A 232-nucleotide genomic window follows, 5' to 3' on the forward strand; every position below is an offset into this window, starting at 1 on the left:
TTTCTACACGGCGGACACCATGTTCCCCAAAAATTCAGAAATACGGCCTTGTCTTTAAATGCTTTCAGGTTTGTACTCGGAAAATTGATTCCCTGAAGCTCGATGTCATAATCTTCATCGCTGACATGAACCGCATTTTCAATCGTGGCAATAGGGAAGAACGTATCCTGAAGCTTTTCTTTCACGCCCGGAACAAAAGCAATTACGCCGATAATGACGATCAATACAAGAT

1 protein-coding gene is annotated in these 232 nt (G+C 42.2%); it reads right to left on the reverse strand.

The window, feature by feature from the left end:
* Positions 1-232, reverse strand: a 232-nt coding sequence (locus tag ACPYOJ_RS37105) for a TlpA family protein disulfide reductase (RefSeq protein ID WP_481420645.1), incomplete at both ends; no start/stop codon positions are given.

The sequence above is a fragment of the Rhizobium sp. SVR5-9E genome, assembly GCF_056755095.1.